Here is a 16343-nt window from a genome sequence, read left to right on the forward strand (position 1 = left end):
CTTTAAGACAGATTCCCAGTGTAGAGCCCTGGAAATAAGTCGAGGGAAATGGCAGGGCGGGTCGGCTGTCTTTGCCGTCTCGCTCGTCGATGCGACATATTGGCGCAGGCGAGCGGTACGGTACAGAGTGTAACAAGATAATGACTGTTGCCCAAACCGCAACAGTCAAGACAGCGAAGATCAACTGTAGGAGCCGGCTTGCCGGCGATAGCAGTGGATTAGTGATGAATAAGTCGACTGACTGGCCGCCATCGCCGGCAAGCCGGCTCCTACAGTAGGCCGAGGTGTTTATACGGGCAGGCTGATGCCAAACGTATTGCCCCCGTGCTCACTGCGCACAAACACATCCCCGCCATGCATCAACGCAATTGCCTTGACGATCGCCAGCCCCAACCCATGATTGGCCCCGCTGTTGCTGCGCGAGGCGTCGACGCGGTAGAAGCGCTCGAACAAGCGGGGCAGATGCTCGCTGGCAATCAGCTCACCTGGATTGGTCACGCCAATCAGCACCTGTTGCTCCTGCGCTTCAATCCGCACCTCGATCACCTGCCCCGGCGAGGTGTGCTGCACGGCATTGTTCAGCAGGTTGATCAGGGCCCGGCGCAAATGGGCTTTTTCGATCCGGACCAAGGCATCGCCGACCACCGTGACCTGCACCTGGGCGTCTTCGAGGATGAAATCCAGGTAGTCGAGGGTGGTCGCCACCTCATCGGCCAGGGAGCTTTCGATCAGCTTGGTGGCCTTGCTGCCCTGGTCGGCGCTGGCCAGGAACAGCATGTCATTGATGATCGAGCGCAGGCGCTCCAACTCTTCCAGGTTCGATTGCAGGACCTCGAAGTAATGCTCGGCCGAGCGGCCACGGGTCAGCGCAACCTGGGTCTGGCCGATCAGGTTGGTCAGCGGCGAGCGCAGTTCGTGGGCTACGTCGGCATTAAAGGATTCCAGGCGCGAGTACGCGGTTTCCACGCGCTCCAGGGTCGAGTTGAAGGAGTTGACGAACTGCTTGAGCTCCGGCGGCAACGGTGACAACTGCAAGCGCCCGGACAGTTTTGGCGGTGCCAGTTTTTGCGCTTCGTCCGAGAGTTTGATCAAAGGCTTGAGACCGATGCGCGCGACCCAAAAGCCCAGCAGCGAAGCCAGCACCACGCCGACAAACGCCAGGCTGATCAACGCCATCAGCAGATGGTGCTGGGTGGCGCGGAAGTTGGCGGTGTCGATGGCGATCATAAAGCGCAGCGGCGGGCGCTGGTCTTTGGCCGGGAACTGGCTGACCAGCACCTTGAACGGATACGCATGCCCCGGCAGGTACAAATCACGCTTGCCCGTGGGGCCGGCGGCGAATTCGCGGATGCGTGCGTCCGGGTTGCCGTATTCGTAGGTCGGGTCACTGCTCACCACCCAGAAACGAATCCGTGTGTCCTCTTCCCCCAGCAGCTTGAGTTTGCTGGTCATCTTCACCCAGTGATCCGGAGTGCCGAAACGCGTGATCGACGACTCCAGCACACTGTAGCGCGCATCCAGCTCGGCCCCCGGCAACAAGCCCAGGCCACGGTCCACCTGCTGGTACAGCGCGCCGCCGATCAGCAGGAAAATCACCAGCGCGACCAGGGTGAACATGCCGCTCAGGCGCAGGGCAATCGAGTTACTCGACACTGCGGTTCTCCAGCACATAGCCCATGCCACGAATAGTGTGCAGCAGCTTGTGTTCGAAGGGCCCATCGAGCTTGGCCCGCAGGCGCTTGATCGCCACTTCGACCACATTGGCATCGCTGTCGAAATTGATGTCCCAGACCATTTCTGCAATCGCCGTCTTGGACAGGATCTCGCCCTGGCGCCGGGCCAGGACGCTGAGCAGCGAGAACTCCTTGGCGGTCAGGTCCAGGCGCAGGCCGGCGCGGCTGGCCTTGCGGCTGATCAGGTCGATCCACAGGTCGGCGATGGTCACCTGCACCGGTTCATGCCCGCCGCTGCGGCGGGTCAGGGCTTGCAGGCGTGCCACCAGTTCGAGGAAGGAAAACGGCTTGCCCAGGTAATCGTCGGCCCCCTCGCGCAGGCCACGAATGCGGTCTTCCACACGCTCGCGGGCGGTGAGCATGATCACCGGGGTCTGCTTGCGTGCCCGCAGTGCGCGCAGCACGCCAAAACCGTCGAGGCCGGGCAGCATCACATCGAGCACGATCACTGCGTAGTCGCTCTCCAGGGCCAGGTGCAGGCCCTCGATGCCGTCGCGGGCCACGTCCACGGTGTAGCCTTGTTCCGTCAGCCCGCGATGCAGGTAGTCGGCGGTTTTTTCTTCGTCTTCAATAATCAGGACGCGCATGACCCCGCCTCAATGTGTGGTCGCCAGCCCAGGGGCCGGTGTGGGTCTATGGAAAAGTTTCTCAAGGTACAAGTATATGACCGGCGTGGTGAACAGGGTCAGCGCCTGGCTCACCAGCAACCCGCCGACCACCGCGATGCCCAACGGCTGGCGCAATTCCGCGCCGGGACCTGCGCCGAGCATCAGCGGCACCGCGCCCAGCAGGGCGGCGAGGGTGGTCATGATGATCGGCCGAAAGCGCGTGATACAGGCCTCGTAAATCGCATCGCCAGGCGCCAGCCCGCGAACGCGCTGGGCCTCCAGGGCAAAGTCGATCATCAGGATGCCGTTTTTCTTGACGATGCCGATCAACAGCACCAGCCCGATCAAGGCCATGATGGAAAAGTCCTGGCCCAGCAGCCACAGCATGATCAACGCACCCAGGCCGGCAGAGGGCAGGGTCGAGATGATGGTCAGCGGGTGCACGAAACTCTCATACAGCACGCCGAGGATGATATAGACCGCCACCAGCGCCGCGAGGATCAGCCACGGCTGGCTGGCCAATGAACTCTGGAACGCCTGCGCCGCGCCCTGGAAATTGCCGATGATGGTGCTCGGCATGCCGATCTCGTTCTTCGCCTGGTCGAGCATGATCACCGCGTCACCCAGGGCCACGCCCGGCGCCAGGTTGAACGACAGGTTGGCCGCCGGGAACATACCGTCATGGCTGATGGACAACGGCCCGACCGTCGGCGGATCGACCTTGGCCAGCGCCGACAGCGGCACCATTTCGCCGCTCAGGGGCGAGCGCAGGTAGAAGTAGTTCAGGCTCTCGGCCTTGCCCCGTTGCTGGCTGTCCAGCTCCAGCACCACCTGGTACTGGTTGGTCTCGGTCTGGAACTCATTGACCTGGCGTTGGCCGAACGCATCGTACAGCGCCTGGTCGACATCGGTGGCGGTCAGGCCGAAACGCGCGGCGGCTTGGCGGTCGATGCTGATGTGGGTGATGCTGCCGCCCAGTTGCAGGTCGTTGGACAGGTCGCGAAAGGCCGGGTTGGCGCGCAGTTTTTCGGTGAGGCGCTGGGTCCAGGTGTTCAGGGTCGCACCATCGTTGCTCTTGAGCACGTACTGGTACTGGCTGCGGCTGGGTCCGGAGCTGAGGTTGATGTCCTGGCCGGCGCGCAGGTACAGCACGATCCCCGGGACCTGGGCCAGCTTGGCGCGGATCCGGTCGATAAACTGGCTGGCGGACACGTCGCGATCACCGCGATCTTTCAAGGCAATCCAGAAGCGGCCGTTGGCGATGGTCTGGTTGCTGCCGGTCACGCCCACCGAGTGAGAAAAGTTTTCCACCGCCGGGTCAGCCTTGATGATCTCGGCCAACGCCTGGTGCTTGGCCACCATATCCGGGTAGGACACATCGGCCGCCGCCTCGCTGGTGCCAAGAATGAAACCGGTGTCTTGTACCGGGAAAAACCCCTTGGGGATAAACACGTAGCCGGCCACGGCCAGGCCCAGGGTCACGACGAAGATACCGAGCATCGTGCGTGGATGGGCCAGCGCCCGGCGCAGGTTCCTCGCGTAACCGGCCAGCAGGCGTTCGCCAAACCCTGGCTTGTCATGGGGGTGGTGGGTCGGGGCGCGCATAAACTGCCCGGCCAGCATCGGCGCCAGGGTCAGGGACACCACCACCGAAATCAGGATGGTCGAGGTCGCGGTCAAGGCAAATTCCTTGAACAGGCGCCCGACCACGCCGCCCATGAACAGCAACGGGATAAACGCCGCCACCAGCGAGAAGCTGATGGACACCACGGTAAAACCGATCTCGCCGGCGCCCTTGATCGCTGCTTCACGCTTGTCCAGGCCGGCCTCAAGGTGACGGTGGATGTTCTCCACCACCACAATCGCGTCGTCCACCACAAACCCCACGGCAATCACGATGGCCACCAGGGTCAGGTTGTTCAAGCTGAAACCCATCACGTACATCAAGGCAAAACTGGCTACCAGCGAGACCCCGAGCACACTGGAGACAATCAGGGTCGCCGACCACTGGCGCAGGAACAGCGCCATCACCGCCACCACCAGCAACACCGCGATCAACAAGGTGATTTCCACTTCATGCAGCGAGGCACGAATGGTCTTGGTGCGATCCGACAACGAGCTGACGTCCACCGACGCCGGCAGCATCGCCTGCAAGCGCGGCAGCTCGGCCTGGATGCGGTCCACGGTGTCGACGATATTGGCCCCCGGCTGACGGAAAATCACCAGGTTGACCCCCGGCGTATCACCGGACCAGGCTTGCACGTAGGCGTTTTCCGAACCGTTGATCACCCGTGCCACGTCGCGCAACTGCACCGGCGCGCCGTCCTTGTAGGAAACAATCAGGTCGCCGTATTCCTCGGGGTGGAACAGTTGGTCGTTGGTCGACAGCGTCGACACGCTATCGCGCCCATACAGCGCGCCCTTGGCCAGGTTCAGGCTCGATTGCTGGAGGACCAGGCGGATGTCGGCCAGGGTCAGGCCGATGGCGGCGAGTTTGTCCGGCGAGGCCTGCACGCGAATCGCCGGGCGTTGCTGGCCGGTGATGCTGATCTGGCCGACCCCGTCGATCTGGCTGATCTGCCGGGCCAGCAGGGTTTCCACGTAGTCGCTCAGTTCGGTGCCGGGCATATTGTTGGAGCTGATACTGAGGATCAGCACCGGGCTGTCCGCCGGGTTGACCTTGCGCCACGTCGGCAGGTTGGGCATATCGCTGGGCAACTTGCCGGCTGCGGTGTTGATCGCCGCCTGTACTTCCTGGGCGGCGGTATCGATGCTCTTGTCGAGAGTAAATTGCAGGGTCAGGAGGCTGGAGCCCAAGGCGCTGCTTGAGGTCATCTGGGTCATGCCGGGGATGGCGCTGAATTGCACTTCCAGGGGCGTTGCCACCGAGGACGCCATGGTATCGGGGCTGGCGCCGGGCAGTTGGGCGGTGACCTGGATTGTCGGGAACTCCGCCTCCGGCAAGGGCGCGACGGGCAGGCGCGGAAAGGCGATCAAGCCCAGCAGCACCAGGGCAAAGGTCAGCAGCAGGGTCGCGACCGGATGGTCGACGCACCACGCCGATACCGAGCCACGGCCCTTCATGGCTGGGCCTGCGCTTGGGCGGTCTGGATCACTTGCGGCGGCTCCTTGAGCACCTCCACCTGGGCGCCGGCCTTGAGGCGTGACTGGCCGTCGCTGACCAGCACATCACCGGCCTGCACGCCGGTGACAATCGTCAATGCGCTGTTCTGATAGGCCACGTGCACCGGCACCACGTCCACCTTGTCGCCATTGAGGCGGTACACGAAGTGCGAGTCCATGCCGCGCTGGACCACGGTCGGCGGCACCACCAGGGCGGCCTTGTCGAGGGCGGTCTGAATCTTCACCGTGACCAGTTGCCCCGGCCACAGCGTTTGCGTGGCATTGCTGAACTCGGCCTTGGCGCGGATGGTGCCGGTGGTGGCGCTGATCTGGTTATCGATCAGGCTCAGGCGGCCTTCACCGAGCAGCACCGCCGCCGGGCTATCGGTGTCGGCGCCGAGGAAGGCATCGACACTGGCCGGGTGCTGCGCGGCGATCAGGCCTTGCAGGGTCGGCAGCATCTGTTGCGGCAGGGAAAACTCCACGGCGATCGGGTCGATCTGCGTCACCGAGAACAGGCCTTGGGCATCGCTGGTACGCAGGAAGTTGCCTTCATCCACATTGCGAATCCCCACCCGACCGCTGACGGGGGAGCGAATCTGCGTGTAGGAAAGCTGGACCTGAGCTGCATCAATCGCCGCCTGGTTGCCCAGGGCGGTGGCCTTGAGCTGGTTGACCAGGGCTTGCTGCTGGTCGTAAGTCTGCTTCGACACGCCGTCGTCGATGCTCAACTCCTTGTAGCGCTTGAGATTGACCTGCGCCACCTGCAGCTGCGCCTGGCTTTCGCCCAGTTGGGCCTTGGCCTGGTCGAGGCTGGCGCGGATCGCCCGGTCATCGATGCTTGCCAGCAGGTCACCGGTTTTTACCAATTGCCCTTCCTTGACCAGCAGTTTGGTGAGGATGCCGTCGACCTGCGGGCGAATTACCACACTGTGCAGCGACAGCACCGAGCCGATGCCGCTGACAAATCGCGGGATGTCCTGCTGCGTGACGCTGACCACCCGCACCGGGATCGCAGTCGAGGCAGACAGCTTGGTCTTGGCCGGCCGGGTCGAGACCCAGGCCACGATCGCCAGGGCCACGACGGCGAGCACAATCAAGGTGGTTTTGCGTTGAATGTGCATGGGCTCGCGGCGTCCGGACAGAGAATGGGAAGAGTGGAGGTTCTTTATAGCCTGCAAACCCGGTCAGCAAAGTGACTGTTAACTGACAGCGCTGTCAGCAAAGGTCGACCATTCGTACTGGCGGTGGTTAAAGATCCAGGGCGCGCAGGTATACTGCGCGCCAGTGTGGCCCGCAAGTCGGGCCCGCGTCATTTTTTGCACGCCCCGGAGCTTCCATGAATTCCCCGACACAACCGCCTGTTGAAAGCGCCGAACTCGCTGATCCAGACAGCCTCGACAGTGAAGCCAAACCGGTGATCCCGGCCTTCAAGTTCCCTTTCAAACCGGGTGAACTGGCCGGGGCGAAAGACAGCAATCAGCCGTGGTACAAAAACGGCGCGAAGAACGGCCACACCAAGACCCCCGGCATGGCGCCTCCGGGCACCCGTCGTTCGATGGGCAAACGCTGACTGCCTACAGCTCTTGCTGACTTTTCGCCTTGTCGGCCCATGACCTTTTCTTGAAAGCTTTCTCGATTCCCCTTCGCCGCGTCTGGTTGGCAGAAGTACCGGTTGAGGGAGCGGGTCTTTCAAGAAAGGGACTTCTTCATGGCTTTGGCAAAGATCTTCGTTTTATCCGTTGGGTCGCTGCTGTCGGGTGGTTTGTTTATAGGCGCAGCGACAGCTGCTGCAGCGCGCAGCGAAATCCGCTTCGCAATCTCCCCACTGTTTCCCCCCTATGAAAGCCGCGATGCCCAAGGGCAGTTGGTAGGCCTGAACATCGAGTTGGGCAATGCCCTGTGCGCCCAACTCGACGCCCGTTGCACCTGGGTCGACCAGATTTTCACCCTTAGCATCGACGCCCTGGAAAGCCGGCGTTTCGATGCAATCATGGGCATGGCTTCAACCCCCCAGCGCCGGCAGTTGATCGACTTTACCGACGACCTGTACCCCCTCACCACACACCTGGTAGCCCGCAAGTATTCCGGCCTGCTGCCCACGGTGCGTGCCCTCAAGGGCAAGCGCGTGGGAGTACTTACCGGCAGCAATCGCGAAGCCTTTGCCCTGGCGCAATGGGCGCCGGCGGGCGTGATCATCAAGAGCTACTGGCTCAACGACCAGTTAATCCGCAGCCTGGTGGCCGGTGATATCGACGCGACGCTGCAAGGCACCGCCGAAATCCGCCAGGAGCTGCTCGACACCGAGCAGGGGCAGCCATTTGATTTTGTCGGCCGGCCGGTCACCGGCCAACAGATGGGCACCGCCGTGGCCATCGGTGTGCGCAAGTCCGACCCGCAATTGCGCGGTGACCTCAACCGGGCGCTGGAGCAGCTCAAGCAGAGCGGCGAGCACCAGCGCATTCTCCAGCGCTATCTGCAGGAGGAGCCCGAGACGGCAGCGGCGCCGGACGGCGACGGACCACACTTTTACCCCACTGAAATTGCGCTGCCTTTTTCCGAGGCAGTACGGGTTGGCAACACGCTGTACATTTCCAATATTGCGGGGCTGGATGTTCGCGGCAACCCGGTGAAGGGTGGCACTGGCGCGCAGATGAAGCAGGTGATGAAGACCCTGCACGACCTGTTGGAGCGTCATCATTCGTCGTTGGACCGGGTGGTCAAGTGCACCTTGATGCTGGCCGACCTGGATGACCTGGCCCTGGTCAACGAGGTGTACCTGGGCTACTTCGACCGTAGCCGGTTGCCCGCCCGCAGCGTACTGGCGGTGCGCCGCCTACCGCGCAGCGCGCGGGTAGCGCTGGAGTGCGTGGCCCTGACCGAGGAGTACCGCGAGCCGGAGGCAGCGGTGCCCAACTAAATGCGTGGAACATGAGCTGGATCAGTATTTGCTCAACCGGTGCGCTTAGAGTCGGTGCCCCTGCCGACTCCCTCAATAACCCCCGAGCGCGCTTTCCATGAAGATCAATCTCCCGGTCACGGGTCGAAGTGTTGACATTGCCCCAGACGCCAACATCCTCTCGACCACTGACTTAGGCAGTTCGATTACCTACGCCAACCAGGACTTTATCGACGTCAGCGGCTACAACCGCGAGGAATTGCTGGGCGCGCCACATAACCTGCTGCGTCACCCGGACATGCCGTCGGCGGCCTTTGCCCATATGTGGCAGACCCTCAAAAGCGGCCGCTCGTGGATGGGCATGGTGAAAAATCGCTGCAAGAACGGCGATCACTATTGGGTCAGCGCCTATGCCTCGCCGGTCACGCGCGACGGTGTCGCGGTGGAATACCAGTCGGTACGCACCAAGCCCGATGCGCGGCGGGTGATGGCGGCGGAGCGCGCTTACGCCCGCCTGCGCGCGGGTAGTCGGCGCTTGCGGCCAGTGCTGGAGATGCCCATGAAGTTGTCGCTGGTCACCGGTGCAACCTGCGCCCTGACCTGGGGAGTGGGGGCCGGGTTGGCGAGCTACTCGTGGGCCTTGCAGGTGCTGGGCCTGGCTGCGGTGGGCGCAGCGGGGGTATTGGGTATCAACCTGTTGTTGCGCCCCTTGAGGCAATTGAGCGAGCGGGCCCGGCAGATTGCCGATAACCCCGTCAGCCAGGCGATCTACACCGGGCGTGCCGATGAGCTGGGGCAAATCGAATTTGCCATGCAGATGCTCGAAGCCCAGGTGGGCGCGGTGGTCGGCCGGATTGGCGATGCGTCGCAGCGTTTATCCGGGCACGCCGCCGCTCTGGTCCAGCAACTGGACAGCAGTCACGCCAGTACCCTGGGCCAGCAGACCCAGACCGACCAGGTGGCCACCGCGATCCAGGAGATGGCGGCCAGCGTGGCGCAAGTCGCCAACCATGCCCAGCAAGCCTCGAAAGCGGCCGACCAGGCCGGCAGCGAGACCCGCGAAGGCCATCAGCGGGTGGACGAAAGCCGTGATGCGGTGCTGCGTCTGTCCCAGGAGCTGGCCAGGGCCACCAGTGTGATCCATCAATTGGAAAGCCACAGCGGGGATATCTCCAGCGTACTGGAGGTGATCCGGGCGATTGCCGAGCAGACCAACCTGCTGGCCCTCAACGCGGCCATCGAGGCGGCGCGGGCGGGCGAGCAGGGCCGTGGCTTTGCGGTGGTGGCAGATGAAGTCCGCGGCCTGGCCCAGCGCACCCAGCAATCGACCAATGAAATCCAGCGCATGATCAGTACCCTGCAGGGCGGCGCCCGCGATGCGGTGATGGCGATGAAGCAAAGCAGCCAGCACGTCGAAGTCAGCGTCGAGCATGCCCAGCGCGCGGCGTCGGCCCTGGATGGCATCAGCCAGCGGGTCAACCAGATCACCGCTATGAGCGTGCAGATTGCCACGGCGGTGGAGGAACAGAGCGCGGTGAGCGAGGACATCAATCGCAATATTGTCGGCATTCGCGATGCCGGCGAGGCCACCGTCAGCGCCGGCCAGCAGAGCCAGCTCAGCTCGGGCGACGTAGCGGCCCTGGCGGAGGACCTGCGGCGGCTGGCTGAAGAGTTCTGGGGCAAACGCCGCTAATCTTCGCAACCGACTTGCCGGCAATGGCGATTTCGCGCACGCCATCGCCGGCAAGCCGGCTCCCAAAAGGTTCAGGCAGCGCGCAGCGAGATAAACGCATAGTTGGCCGGCACTTCGGTGGCGATCTGCGCCCCGGCATCCAGCAACTGTTCGGCAATGTCCATCCCGGACACATGAAACACCCACTCATTGGCCATGGTCGGTTGCTCCACCGCCAGCGCTATGGCCTGGGCAAAGGCGCCCATGTCCGGAAGGTACGCGGTAAAACCATCGCCCTTGAGCGCCGTGGTGCGAATCCCCAGCAGGGCGCACACCGCCTCCTTGGTCTGTACATCGTCACGGTCGGCCTGGCGTGAGCGGTGGATCAGCTCGGCCAGTTCCCGGTCCATCAGCTCGCCGCCGACGATCAGCGCCGGGCCCTGTTCCCAGGATTGCGGCGGGCAATCCTTGGCGGCCGGGTTCAGCGGGATATGCGGATTGATCTCCATCGGGTAGATACGACAGACCAGCGGCCGCCGTTCATAGATGCCGCAGCGGTTGTCTTCGTCAAGATTCCGGCAGCGCCCGGCGTTGTAAGCGGCAAAGGTGATCGCCACGAACGCCTGGGTATTGCCGCTGGGCACCACCACCGAACGCCGTTCGGCATGCTCGCGTTGTTGCACAGGCAGGCCCAGGCCATTGCCCAGGAAACCTTCCACCAGCACGATGACATTGCCGCCGTCCGCCGCCCACTGGCGGGCTTCGTCGAGGGTCAGGGGTACATGATGGTCGGTGCAGCATTTACCGCAACCAACGCAGGAAAAATGGGTATTCATGGAGGATCTGCTACCAGGCCAGGTCAGAGGGCTCTCTTGAACGGTGACGGGTTTTTACCTCTATCCGCCGTTCAGAGACTCTGGAAGCAAGTTATGCGCCAGTGCCGCTCAGCCCTCGCTGACCACGTCGCGCAGCACAAACACCATGCCGGCACTTTCATACAACTGGCGTGCGCGCAGATTGCTCTCCAGCACCTTGAGGTCCACATAGGGCTCGCCGCGTTGCTTGAACACCTGGAAGCTGTGCAGCAACAAGGCACGACCCAGCCCCTGGCCCTGGGCGCAGGGGTGGACGCTGAGGTGATGGATAAAGGCACTGGTCCAGCATTGGGCCACGCCAAGAATGCCCTCGGCGTTACTTGCGACCAGGCATAGCGTGGGGTCGAACTCTGCGTCGCTGAGAAATTGCTGCTGCCAGGCCTCCAGGTTGGCCACGCGGCCGCCGCCCTGTTCCTGGGTCATGCGCAATACCGCATGGATCGCCGGGGCCAGTGCAGGGCGGTAATGATCCAGGTGGGTATCGGCTGGCCACTGCGGTGCAGGCAGGCTGCCGGTGAGGTCGCGGCGTAGCAGTTGGTAATACGCTGTCACTATTTACAGGCCTTTTTGCGCCACGGTCTGGGCGGCGACCACCAGGCATTTGGTCAGCTCGGGTGACGAAAACTTCGTCAGTACCGAGTCGGCACCCGCCAGGCGGGCTTTTTCGCTGTTCATCGCGCTGTCCAGGGAGGTGTGTAACAGCACGTACAAATCCTGGAAATCCGGTGTTTCACGCAGGGTGCGGGTGAGGGCGTAGCCGTCCATTTCCGACATTTCGATGTCAGACACCACCACATTGATCTGCCCGGCGCTGCCTTGCAGTTCCAGCAGCACGTCGATGGCCTCTTTGGCGCTACGTGCGGTGTGGCAGGTCAGGCCGAGGTTGCGCAGGGTGTGCACCGATTGCTGCAGGGCCACCTGGCTGTCGTCCACCACCAGGATGCGTGCATGGCCGAGCACTTCGGCTTCTTCCATGGTCAGGTCAGTCGGCGCCACTTCGATCTGCGCGGGGGCGATGGCGTGGATGACTTTTTCGATGTCCAGCACCTGCACCAGCACCCCGTCGACCTGGGTCACGCCGGTGATAAACGAGCGCGTGCCGCCAGAGCCAAAGGGCGGCGGGCGGATATCGGTGGTCAGGCAATGCACGATCCGGCTCACCGCCTGCACATGCAGGCCCTGCTTGGAACGGCTGACATCGGTGACAATCAGGCAACCGCCGTCGGGGTCTTGCAGGGGCATCTCGCCCAGCGCGCGGCTGAGGTCGATCACCGACAAGGCCGCGCCACGCAGGGTGGCGATGCCTTTGACGTGCGGGTGGGACTCCGGGAGCTTGGTCAGCGGCGGGCAGGGAATGATTTCGCTGACTTTCAGCAGGTTGATGGCCATCAGCTTGCCGCTGCGCAAGGTAAAGAGCAGAAGCGAGAGTGAATCTGCGCGGGCTTTGGTGGTGGACATAAAAACCTTCTGTGGATCAGCGATAACAATCTATAGCGGGTTATCGACGTTCGCGCCAAAAACTGTAGGGGCTGGCTGGCCGGCTCCTACAATGCCGATCAGCCTTTCCACACCTGCGGGTTCACCAGGTCCTGCGGGCGCTGGCCCAGCAGTGCGCTGCGCAGGTTGTCCAGGGCACGGTTGGCCATGGCTTCACGGGTTTCATGGGTGGCCGAACCGATATGCGGCAAGGTCACCGCATTGCTCAGTTGGAACAGCGGCGACTCGGCCAGGGGCTCGCGCTCATACACATCCAGCCCGGCGCCGCGAATGCGCTGGGTTTGCAGGGCTTCGATCAGTGCGGGTTCGTCTACCACCGGGCCACGGGAGATGTTCACCAAGATTGCACTGGGTTTCATCAGGGCCAATTCGCGATGGCTGATCAGGTGCTTGGTCTTTTCACTCAACGGCACCACCAGGCACACGAAATCTGCCTCGGCCAGCAACTGGTCCAGGCTTCGCAACTGCGCGCCCAGCTCTTGTTCCAGCGCGGTCTTGCGGCTGTTGCCGCTGTAGATAATCGGCATATTGAAGCCCAGGCGCCCACGGCGGGCGATGGCTGCGCCGATATTGCCCATGCCGACGATACCCAGGGTCTTGCCATGTACATCACAGCCAAACAACGGCGCGCCGACGCTGGCTTTCCACTGCCCGGCCTTGGTCCAGGCGTCCAGCTCGGCCACACGGCGGGCGCTACTCATCAGCAGGGCAAAGGCCAGGTCGGCGGTGCTTTCGGTCAACACATCGGGGGTGTTGGTGAGCATGATCCCGCGTTCGTTGAAGTAGTCCACGTCGTAGTTGTCGTAACCCACGGAGACGCTGGACACCACTTGCAGCTTGTTCGCCCCTTCGAGCTGCGCCCGGCCCAGCTTGCGGCCGACGCCGATCAGGCCGTGGGCGTGGGGCAGGGCTTCATTGAACTGCGCGTTGATATCGCCCTGCTTGGGGTTGGGGACGATGACCTCGAAGTCCTGTTGCAGGCGTTCGATCATCTGGGGGGTGACACGGCTGAAGGCGAGGACAGTCTTTTTCATCGCAAGTGAGGCTCATCGACGGGGAAGAATGCCAAGCACGCTAACATTCCTGCCCACACTTGTCAGGACACCGCATCACCAATGTGGGAGCGGGCTTGTCGGGTCGCCGCATCGCCGCGATAGCGGTGTGTCAGGCACTACATCTGGCACTGATATACCGCTATCGCGGCGATGCGGCGACCCGACAAGCCCGCTCCCACAGGGGATCTCCAATAGTTGGGAGTCCGTTTTCTAAATCAGCTACCCAGCCGCACCCCACCCAAACTGCCGCTCAACTCATACGCCGCGAGTTCCGCCTGGTGCGCCGCGAGGATCTCCGGCAGCGAGCCGCGCAGGTACTCCACCCAGGTCTTGATCTTCGCATCCAGGTACTGGCGCGACGGGTAGATGGCGTACAGGTTCAGCTCCTGGGAGCGATACGTCGGCATCATCCGCACCAGGGTGCCGTTGCGCAGGCCCTCGATGGCCGCGTACACCGGCAGCAGGCCGACGCCCATGCCGCTGATGATCGCGGTTTTCATCGCGTCGGCGGAGTTCACCAGGAACGGCGAGCTGTTGATGCTCACGCTTTCCTGGCCGTCCGGGCCGTTGAAGGCCCATTTGTCCAGTTGGATCACCGGGCTGACCAAGCGCAGGCAGGCATGGTTGAGCAGATCGCTGGGCCGCTGCGCGCAACCATTGGCTTTAACGTAGGCCGGCGAGGCACAGACGATGCTGTAGGTGATCCCCAGGCGCTGGGAGACAAACCCCGAGTCCGGCAGCTCGCTGGCGAGCACGATGGACACGTCATAACCCTCGTCCAGCAGGTCTGGCACGCGGTTGGCCAGGGTCAGGTCGAAGGTCACGTCGGGGTGGGTGCGGCGATAGCGGGCAATCGCATCAATCACGAAATGCTGGCCGATGCCGGTCATGGTATGCACTTTGAGCTGCCCGGCGGGGCGCGCGTGGGCGTCGCTGGCCTCGGCCTCGGCTTCCTCGACATAGGCGAGGATTTGCTCGCAGCGTAATAAATAGCGCTTGCCGGCCTCGGTCAAGGCGATGCGGCGGGTGGTGCGGTTGAGCAAGCGGGTTTGCAGATGGGCCTCCAGATTGGAGACCGCGCGCGAGACGTTGGCCGTGGTGGTGTCCAGTTGTACGGCGGCGGCGGTGAAGCTGCCGGCCTCGGCGACACAACTGAAGGCGCGCATGTTTTGCAAAGTGTCCATGGGGTGCTCTCAAGGGAGATGACAAATTGTGACAGAAAGTTACGACTACCAGTGATCCCTACCAATGGATTATCGCCTGAACGGTAACAAAGATTCACAGGAATCCCACCTTATCGCCATTCCCCGCGCCCCCTAGAATTGCCGCACCGTCCCCGCACCACCACCTCAGGAATTCGCAGCAGTGCCGCGTCGCATCAGCAGAGAGCTGAAGACTCTCAGTGTTTGGGCTTTATCGTTAGCAATCAGCGGCTGCATCGGAACCGGAGGGATTGCCCCCCAAGGCAAGCACCTCGCCGCCAATACCCTGGCCACCGACGACGCGATCCAGAGCGCCGCCCGGGATGCCCACTGGCCGACCAGCCAGTGGTGGCAGGCCTATGGCGACCCGCAACTCGACCGTTGGATCGACCTCGCCGTACAAGGCAGCCCAAGCATCGCCGAAGCCGCCGCCCGGGTGCGTGAAGCGCGGGCCATGGCGGGGTTGGCCGAGTCGGCCGAGGCCGTGCAGATCAACGGCGACGCCACCCTCAAGCGCCACAACTGGCCCAGCGATCAGTTCTACGGCCCCGGTAAACTGGACAATTCCACCACTTGGGACAACAACGCTGCCCTGGGCCTGAGCTACGCCCTCGACCTGTGGGGCCGCGAGCGCAATGCCAGCGAGCGCGCCCTCGACCTGGCGCATCGGAGTGTCGCCCAGGCGCGCCAGGCCCAGTTGGAGCTGCAGAACAACGTGGTGCGCGCCTATATCCAGCTGTCGCTGCATTACGCCCAGCGCGATATCGTCGCCGCCACCCTGGCCCAGCAACAGCAGATCCTCGACCTGGCGCAAAAGCGCCTGGAGGGTGGGATCGGCACGCACTTTGAAGTCAGCCAGGCCCAGACGCCGTTGCCCGAAACCCATCGGCAACTGGACGCCCTCGACGAAGAAATCGCCCTGACCCGCAACCAACTGGCCGCCCTGGCCGGCAAGGGCCCGGGGGAGGGTGCGAGATTGCAGCGGCCAACCCTGGCTCTCGGCGTACCATTGAAATTGCCCTCGGCACTGCCCGCGCAATTGCTCGGCCAGCGCCCGGACGTGGTCGCCAGCCGCTGGCAAGTCGCGGCCCAGGCCCGGGGCATCGACGTGGCCCACGCTGGCTTCTATCCCAATGTCGACCTGGTGGGCAGCCTCGGCTACGTTGCCACCGGCGGCGGCATGCTGGAGTTTCTCGCTGGCAAGAAACTCAACTACAACGTCGGCCCGGCGATCACCCTGCCGATTTTCGACGGTGGCCGCCTGCGCGCGCAATTGGGCGCGGCCAGCGCCGGCTACGACATTGCCGTGGCCCGCTACAACCAGACCCTGGTCAATGCGCTCAAGGGCATCAGCGACCAACTGATCCGCCGTGAATCCATGGCCAAGCAGCAAACCTTCGCCGCCGAGTCGGTGGCCTCGGCGCAGAAAACCTATGACATCGCCATGATCGCCTACCAGCGCGGGCTGACCGATTACCTCAATGTGCTCAATGCCCAGACCTTGCTGTTTCGCCAGCAACAGGTCGAGCAACAGGTCCAGGCCGCGCGCTTGAGCGCCCATGCCGAACTGGTGACCGCCCTGGGCGGCGGCCTTGGCGCGGGCAACGATGGGCCGGCACCCGATAAGACACTCCCGAGCAAGACCCCGGCGGCCTTGGCCGTGTTCGATCACTGATCAG

Annotated in this window: 13 protein-coding genes; 4 read left to right on the top strand and 9 right to left on the bottom strand. The window is 63.3% G+C overall.

Annotation, left to right across the window (positions count from 1 at the left end):
• Positions 1–288 precede the first annotated feature (288 nt).
• Genes HBO11_RS10995 through HBO11_RS11010 form a run of 4 tightly spaced genes read right to left on the bottom strand, consistent with a single transcriptional unit; the run spans position 289 to position 6588 of the window.
• Positions 289–1653 carry a heavy metal sensor histidine kinase gene (locus HBO11_RS10995; protein ID WP_169956341.1) on the bottom strand — a complete coding sequence of 455 codons (1365 nt, stop codon included), beginning with the start codon at positions 1651–1653 and terminating at the stop codon, positions 289–291.
• Complete coding sequence (locus tag HBO11_RS11000; RefSeq protein ID WP_169956339.1) at positions 1643–2320, bottom strand: heavy metal response regulator transcription factor; 678 nt, start codon at positions 2318–2320, stop codon at positions 1643–1645. Before HBO11_RS11000 ends, HBO11_RS10995 begins: the two co-directional genes overlap by 11 nt.
• A 9-nt stretch (positions 2321–2329) precedes the next feature.
• Positions 2330–5425, bottom strand: a complete 3096-nt coding sequence (locus HBO11_RS11005) for a multidrug efflux RND transporter permease subunit (protein WP_169956337.1) — start codon at positions 5423–5425, stop codon at positions 2330–2332.
• The gene (locus HBO11_RS11010; protein ID WP_169956335.1) at positions 5422–6588 is read right to left on the bottom strand and encodes an efflux RND transporter periplasmic adaptor subunit; all 1167 of its coding nucleotides are present in this window, start codon (positions 6586–6588) and stop codon (positions 5422–5424) included. The genes HBO11_RS11005 and HBO11_RS11010 overlap by 4 nt, the downstream gene beginning before the upstream one ends.
• Before the next feature lie 215 nt (positions 6589–6803).
• Here HBO11_RS11010 and HBO11_RS11015 point away from each other — a divergent pair, with 215 nt between their 5' ends.
• The 3 genes from HBO11_RS11015 to HBO11_RS11025 all read left to right on the top strand — a co-directional run bounded on the left by HBO11_RS11015 (position 6804) and on the right by HBO11_RS11025 (position 10056).
• Positions 6804–7037 (top strand): hypothetical protein, encoded by a 234-nt coding sequence (locus HBO11_RS11015; RefSeq protein ID WP_057438192.1) that lies wholly within the window; start codon positions 6804–6806, stop codon positions 7035–7037.
• Positions 7038–7175: 138 nt separating this feature from the next.
• Entirely contained in the window at positions 7176–8384 is a 1209-nt protein-coding gene (locus tag HBO11_RS11020) for a transporter substrate-binding domain-containing protein (protein WP_169956333.1), read from the top strand.
• Positions 8385–8481: 97 nt separating this feature from the next.
• Positions 8482–10056, top strand: coding sequence for a PAS domain-containing methyl-accepting chemotaxis protein (locus HBO11_RS11025; protein WP_169956331.1), 1575 nt, complete (start codon positions 8482–8484; stop codon positions 10054–10056).
• A gap of 71 nt (positions 10057–10127) precedes the next feature.
• Here HBO11_RS11025 and HBO11_RS11030 read toward each other — a convergent pair whose 3' ends face one another.
• The 5 genes from HBO11_RS11030 to HBO11_RS11050 all read right to left on the bottom strand — a co-directional run bounded on the left by HBO11_RS11030 (position 10128) and on the right by HBO11_RS11050 (position 14646).
• Positions 10128–10871 carry a YkgJ family cysteine cluster protein gene (locus tag HBO11_RS11030; protein WP_169956329.1) on the bottom strand — a complete coding sequence of 248 codons (744 nt, stop codon included), beginning with the start codon at positions 10869–10871 and terminating at the stop codon, positions 10128–10130.
• Positions 10872–10979: 108 nt separating this feature from the next.
• The gene (locus HBO11_RS11035; RefSeq protein ID WP_169956327.1) at positions 10980–11462 is read right to left on the bottom strand and encodes a GNAT family N-acetyltransferase; all 483 of its coding nucleotides are present in this window, start codon (positions 11460–11462) and stop codon (positions 10980–10982) included.
• A 3-nt stretch (positions 11463–11465) separates the two neighbouring features.
• Positions 11466–12368 (bottom strand): chemotaxis protein, encoded by a 903-nt coding sequence (locus HBO11_RS11040; protein ID WP_057438202.1) that lies wholly within the window; start codon positions 12366–12368, stop codon positions 11466–11468.
• A gap of 98 nt (positions 12369–12466) precedes the next feature.
• Positions 12467–13441, bottom strand: coding sequence for a D-glycerate dehydrogenase (locus HBO11_RS11045; RefSeq protein ID WP_169956325.1), 975 nt, complete (start codon positions 13439–13441; stop codon positions 12467–12469).
• Positions 13442–13677: 236 nt separating this feature from the next.
• Positions 13678–14646, bottom strand: coding sequence for a LysR family transcriptional regulator (locus HBO11_RS11050; protein WP_169954563.1), 969 nt, complete (start codon positions 14644–14646; stop codon positions 13678–13680).
• A gap of 181 nt (positions 14647–14827) precedes the next feature.
• Between HBO11_RS11050 and HBO11_RS11055 the strand changes: the two genes are divergently transcribed.
• Complete coding sequence (locus HBO11_RS11055) at positions 14828–16339, top strand: efflux transporter outer membrane subunit (RefSeq protein ID WP_169954562.1); 1512 nt, start codon at positions 14828–14830, stop codon at positions 16337–16339.
• Positions 16340–16343: the final 4 nt, after the last annotated feature.

The organism is Pseudomonas sp. WS 5010 (genome assembly GCF_012985565.1).
GTDB lineage: Bacteria > Pseudomonadota > Gammaproteobacteria > Pseudomonadales > Pseudomonadaceae > Aquipseudomonas.

What these genes read in the sequence shown, in the direction of transcription:
- HBO11_RS11000 (WP_169956339.1), bottom strand. Translation starts at nt 2,320, where the DNA reads ATGCGCGTCCTGATTATTGAAGACGAAGAAAAAACCGCCGACTACCTG.
- HBO11_RS11005 (WP_169956337.1), bottom strand. Translation starts at nt 5,425, where the DNA reads ATGAAGGGCCGTGGCTCGGTATCGGCGTGGTGCGTCGACCATCCGGTC.
- HBO11_RS11010 (WP_169956335.1), bottom strand. Translation starts at nt 6,588, where the DNA reads ATGCACATTCAACGCAAAACCACCTTGATTGTGCTCGCCGTCGTGGCC.
- HBO11_RS11015 (WP_057438192.1), top strand. Translation starts at nt 6,804, where the DNA reads ATGAATTCCCCGACACAACCGCCTGTTGAAAGCGCCGAACTCGCTGAT.
- HBO11_RS11020 (WP_169956333.1), top strand. Translation starts at nt 7,176, where the DNA reads ATGGCTTTGGCAAAGATCTTCGTTTTATCCGTTGGGTCGCTGCTGTCG.
- HBO11_RS11025 (WP_169956331.1), top strand. Translation starts at nt 8,482, where the DNA reads ATGAAGATCAATCTCCCGGTCACGGGTCGAAGTGTTGACATTGCCCCA.
- HBO11_RS11030 (WP_169956329.1), bottom strand. Translation starts at nt 10,871, where the DNA reads ATGAATACCCATTTTTCCTGCGTTGGTTGCGGTAAATGCTGCACCGAC.
- HBO11_RS11040 (WP_057438202.1), bottom strand. Translation starts at nt 12,368, where the DNA reads ATGTCCACCACCAAAGCCCGCGCAGATTCACTCTCGCTTCTGCTCTTT.
- HBO11_RS11045 (WP_169956325.1), bottom strand. Translation starts at nt 13,441, where the DNA reads ATGAAAAAGACTGTCCTCGCCTTCAGCCGTGTCACCCCCCAGATGATC.
- HBO11_RS11050 (WP_169954563.1), bottom strand. Translation starts at nt 14,646, where the DNA reads ATGGACACTTTGCAAAACATGCGCGCCTTCAGTTGTGTCGCCGAGGCC.